At 44.6% G+C, this 4,996-nt stretch carries 3 protein-coding genes; all 3 read right to left on the reverse strand.

Annotated features, from left to right (window positions below; genetic code table 11):
• Positions 1 to 455: hypothetical protein (locus ACEW8O_RS09920; RefSeq protein WP_373494473.1), on the reverse strand; the 455-nt coding region annotated here is incomplete at its 3' end.
• 95 nt (positions 456 to 550) lie between these two features.
• Positions 551 to 2,008, reverse strand: coding sequence for a RagB/SusD family nutrient uptake outer membrane protein (locus ACEW8O_RS09925; protein ID WP_373494474.1), 1,458 nt, complete (start codon positions 2,006 to 2,008; stop codon positions 551 to 553).
• An 11-nt stretch (positions 2,009 to 2,019) separates the two neighbouring features.
• Positions 2,020 to 4,996: SusC/RagA family TonB-linked outer membrane protein (locus tag ACEW8O_RS09930; RefSeq protein WP_373494475.1), on the reverse strand; the 2,977-nt coding region annotated here is incomplete at its 5' end.

Raw genomic sequence — 4,996 nt, forward strand, 5'->3', positions numbered from 1 at the left:
GGGTGGGTATTCATGCTTCTTGCTAAAGTAGATTCGGAAATATACATATTGGGCGAGAGCGGTTTTTTCTTCCCATTTTCAAATACCTTATCGAAGGTGACCACATCCTGGTAAATATCCTGTTCATCTTTTGAGTAGCGGGGATCTTTGATATCATCATTTGACAACTGATTCGCCTTCACCTGAAAATCAATGGCCCGATGGGCCAACCATGCCAGGGCAGCGGCAATTTTCTCCTCTGTGCCATCTCCTTCTTTTCGTTGGTCCCAGACATCTCTTGCCTGTTCCAGAAAAGGGATGGCATGTAAATGGTTTCCCCGGGCACCGGAGGCCATCATTCCGGCATCCAACCGATTTTGGAGGCTGATCCTGAAGGCTTCATGAAATTCATTTGAATGGGAAACCAGCCTGACGGTATCGTCATAGATTGCTACATGTGTAATGTGTTCTGACATGATTTATTATTTTATTTTGGGAAAAGAATCTGCCGGCTAAGTGCCAGCAGATCTTATTTGTTAAAGTGGTTGAATTGGTTTCCTTTAGGAGATGATTACCATCCGGGATTTTGAGGAAGTAAATTCGGATTCAGGTCCAGGTCACGGGCTGGAAGAGGCCATATCAAGCGATCTGTACTCGGCGGTACTCCCCGCGGACTTTCGATACCGGTGCTAAAATTAAATCCATTATAATTATTGATTACAGCCAAAGCCCTGCCGGTACGGACCAGGTCATAGTACCTATGTCCTTCAAAGGCCAATTCAAGGTACCGTTCATTTTCAATTGCAAGTCTCACATCTGCCTGTGATGCGGCATTTGTAGGGTTCAAACCGGCCCGATCCCTTATAAAATTCAGGAGTGGAATAGCCTCACTGGTCCTGTTCAATTCATTCAGGATTTCTGCCTGCAACAAAATTACATCTGCAAGTCTCAACACAATGATATTGGTATCTTTCTGCCTTCTGTTAGACTCATTTGGGTCCACTGGTCCTGCAGTGTACTTCGCAATATAATGGTCGATCTGATTGGTGATGGAAGGACTATTAAAGGGACGGATATTGGAAGTTCTTCGGATATCATCCGGGTTAGCATCAAATGCTGCAACCAGCTTTGGGTCAGGGCCCAACCGGATTGCATTTCCCAAGGGACGGATAAGGGGGACAGTTTCCCAATCCAGGTTATGGCTTCCACCGGTCTGGATGGTAGGACCAAAACTGATTTCCCAAATAGACTCTGCGGAGTTTTGTTTGAAATTCTCAAACATATCATGATAATTTTGGGACGGCATCAAACTATATCCTCCTGTTTCTGTAATACTGTTCAACTTAGATAGTGCCAATTCCAGGTCACCGGAACTGTTTCTTGCCAATGCAACCTTTGCCAATATTCCCCTTGCAGCGGCTTTGGTAGCCATATATTTTCTTCCTGGGTCATGGGGCAATAAGTTTTCAGCCTCTGTTAGATCAGCGATGGCCTGAGTGAATATTTCCTCCCGGGTGCTTCTGCCTACAGATAATATCTGATCGATGGATTTGGAAGTTTCCAAAGGCATGGGGACATTGCCATACCTCATGGTGAGATGATATAAAATAAATGCCCTTAAAAACCTGGCCTCACCAAGTACTCTATCTTTTTGCAAGGCCGGGTCATCGATGTTTGGGACATTTTCCAGGACATCGTTGGTTCGATGGAGTGCCCGATACATGTCCTCCCAGTAATTGTTGAGGTGCCCGTCAGTGGCAGTCACCTCAAAATTTTGGGTTCGTGTCCAATTTCCGCCCCTAAGTGCCCAACCTTCATCCGCAAGAACAATGTTGGGAATAATTACATTGTTGGAGTAAGGAATTCTTAGCGATTGATAACAGGCCACTAGGGCTGCCTCTGCATCATTGGCAGATCTGAAGAAATTTTCTGAAGCTATCTGGCTGATGGGCTCCTGGTCCAATACATTGATACAGGAAGATGCAGATAAGCAAAATATTAGGATAATATATGTTTTATAAAGTTTCATGATTTTCCGATTTAGAATCCAACATTAAGACCGATCATATACACTTTAGGCTGTGGCTGTGTAAGAAAATCCACACCAAGTAACGGCAGAGTGGTGTTATTACCGATATTCTGGTTTTCAGGATCGAATCCGGAATAGTTGGTAATTGTCAACAGGTTCTGTCCACTTACATACACCCTTACATTAGATACCTTTAGTCTTTCCAGGACGGTCTGAGGCAGATTGTATCCCAAGGTCACATTCCTAAGCCTAAGAAATGACCCATCTTCCACAAATCGACTTGATCTATCTGTGGCTGAGGCTCCCGATACGGAAGAGGTGCCATAAAGAGGCCGTGGCATGTTGGTAATGTCCCCGGGATTCTGCCACCGGTCCATTACGGTTGACAGCTGATTTACTTCCCGTGCCATCCCTTCCAGTGCAGCCCGTGTCATGTTGTATATCTGATTCCCATAAGACCAGTTCAGCAATATTGACAGGTCAAATCTGTTGTAGGAAAAATTGTTGGTCATTCCCCCAATATGCTTGGGCAATGCGTTTCCAATTATCATTTGATCAAATGCCCGGGAATATATTCCGTCTTCGTTCAAATCTTCAAAAATAAAATCACCCCCTCTTACGCCTCTGCTGAAAAAAGATGCAGGAACATCTTCATCTGTGGCGTAAACACCTTGGTAGTTGTAACCCCAAAATGACCCAACCGGCTGACCTACTCTATAAATATTTCCAGGTCCTTCCACACTCTGAATGCTCTGCATGGTAAAGATCATATCTGAACCCAGTTCGCCATTATCGGGCAGTTCGGTGATTTTATTTCTGTTCCAGGAAATATTGAAATCCGTGGACCATCTAAAACCACCTGAAATGATATTTTGGGTACTGATCATCAGTTCAACACCCCGGTTCTGCATGGATCCCAGGTTTGCCCTACTGATTCCACTGAATCCGGATGTCCAGGGAAGCTGCCTTTCAAACAAAAGATCTCTAGTAGTCCTATCATATACATCAATGTAGGTGACAATACGGTTGTTGAACATCGAAACATCAAAACCGATATTGGTCTGGACTGTAGTCTCCCATCCAAGGGCAGTGTTGGCCAATGAACTTTGGGCAATTCCCGGGATTCCATTGTAATTCTGCCCGGTACCATACAGGGCGAGAGATCCAAAATTGGAGATACCTTCCTGATTTCCGGTCACCCCTATACTTGCTCTCAATTTCAGATCATTCAAGGCACCTGCATCCTTCAGGAATCCCATTTCTGAAATCCTCCAACCCAAAGAGACTGCCGGGAAAACACCGAACCTTTTATCCCTTCCAAATCTGGAAGAACCATCTCTTCTTATGCTGACTTCTGCCAAATAGGTGTCCTCATAAGCATAATTGGCCCTGCCAAATACGGATGCCAGTCCCCAATTGGTAATAAAATGATTGGGAATAAAGGGATCCGCAATGGCTATTGTCCTAATTATATCAGAGGCAGCCTCTTGTCCTCCTGCAAACAGATTGGTTGCCCTGCTTTCCAGAAGCGTAGTTCCTACCATCACATTGATGGCGTGTTTGTCCAAGGTTTTGGTATAAGAAAGGATGTTTTCATTTTGCCAGACCGTTTCATCAAAAGATTCTGCCTGGGCCAAAGCTCTGCCCTGAGCTCTTGTAAAATAACTTGGTACAAACCTATCTTCCCGATTGGTAAGATTATCTATGCCGAAAGTACTGCGCAATTTGATGTTTTTATGAAATTGGATTTCGGCATATAGATTTGTTATAAACCGCTTTTGAGTCGCATAATGCTGCAGATCATCCGCAATCATTACCGGATTTTCCCAAGCCCCAATAGGATCCATGGACCAGTTTCCTTCTTCATCCCTGACACTATAATTAGGATTTGCAAAAAGGGCATTTCCCAAGGCCGAATACCCACTAAAATCATTTGCGACCTTTCTCCTGTTGGTATGGCTGTAAGTAAGGTTAGTTCCGATTTTTATAAATTTGGTGGCCTGATAATCCAGGTTCATTCTTCCGTTGAACCTTTCAAATTCCTGGCCCCTGATCGTTCCATCCTGGTTGAAATAACCGACAGAAACAAAAGATGTCATTCTTTCATTTCCACCAGAAATTGACAGGTTATGGCTTGAGGTCATTGCATTTCTAAAAATTTCATCCTGCCAATTGGTGTTGGAACCTGTCGTTACAAGAAGGGGATCCGGTGGTAATCCCCTGTTTGCACGGGATTCCTGAACGATATTCACCATTTCATTTCCTTCCAACAGATCAAGTTTTCTCCATACCGATTGTACCCCTGTATAGGTATTGAAATTTATTTTTGCATCACCGGATTTACCTTTTTTTGTGGTGATGAGAATTACCCCGGCTGCTCCCCTTGATCCATATATTGCTGCCGAAGCGGCATCTTTAAGCACCTCGATGGATTCGATGTCATTTGGATTAAGATCACCCAGTGCTGATGGCCTATGACCTCCTCCATCGAGTCCCTGCCGGCCAATATTGGTCATTGGGATTCCATCGATCACATATAAAGGCCTACTGTCTGCCAACAAGGAAGCTGACCCCCTGACCCTTACAAATACTTCCGCTCCGGGGGTTCCTGAATTCTGTATAACCTGTACCCCTGCTGCCTTTCCCTGCAACATGGCATCCGGACTGGCAACAGCCAGGTTCAAAACATCGTCCAATTTAACAGTAGAAACAGACCCCGTGAGGTCTCTTCTTTTCTGGGTACCATACCCTACCACTACCACTTCGTCCAAAGAGGACATGTCCGGGGTCATGACCACATTTAACAAAGACCTGTTATCCAATGATATCCTTTGGGTCTCGTAACCAATAAAGGAAAAAACAATTACTGAATTTTCAGGTACTGTCAGTGAATAGTTTCCGTCCAGGTCCGTCACAGTCCCGGTGGTGGTTCCTGCCACAGTGACTGTAGCGCCTGGAAGTGGTTCGCCATTTTCATCCACAACCGTT

The sequence above is a fragment of the Aquiflexum sp. genome, assembly GCF_041749095.1.
Taxonomy (GTDB): Bacteria; Bacteroidota; Bacteroidia; order Cytophagales; family Cyclobacteriaceae; genus Aquiflexum.

Coding starts and splice junctions, on each gene's coding strand:
- ACEW8O_RS09925 (WP_373494474.1), bottom strand. CDS start 2,008: ATGAAACTTTATAAAACATATATTATCCTAATATTTTGCTTATCTGCA.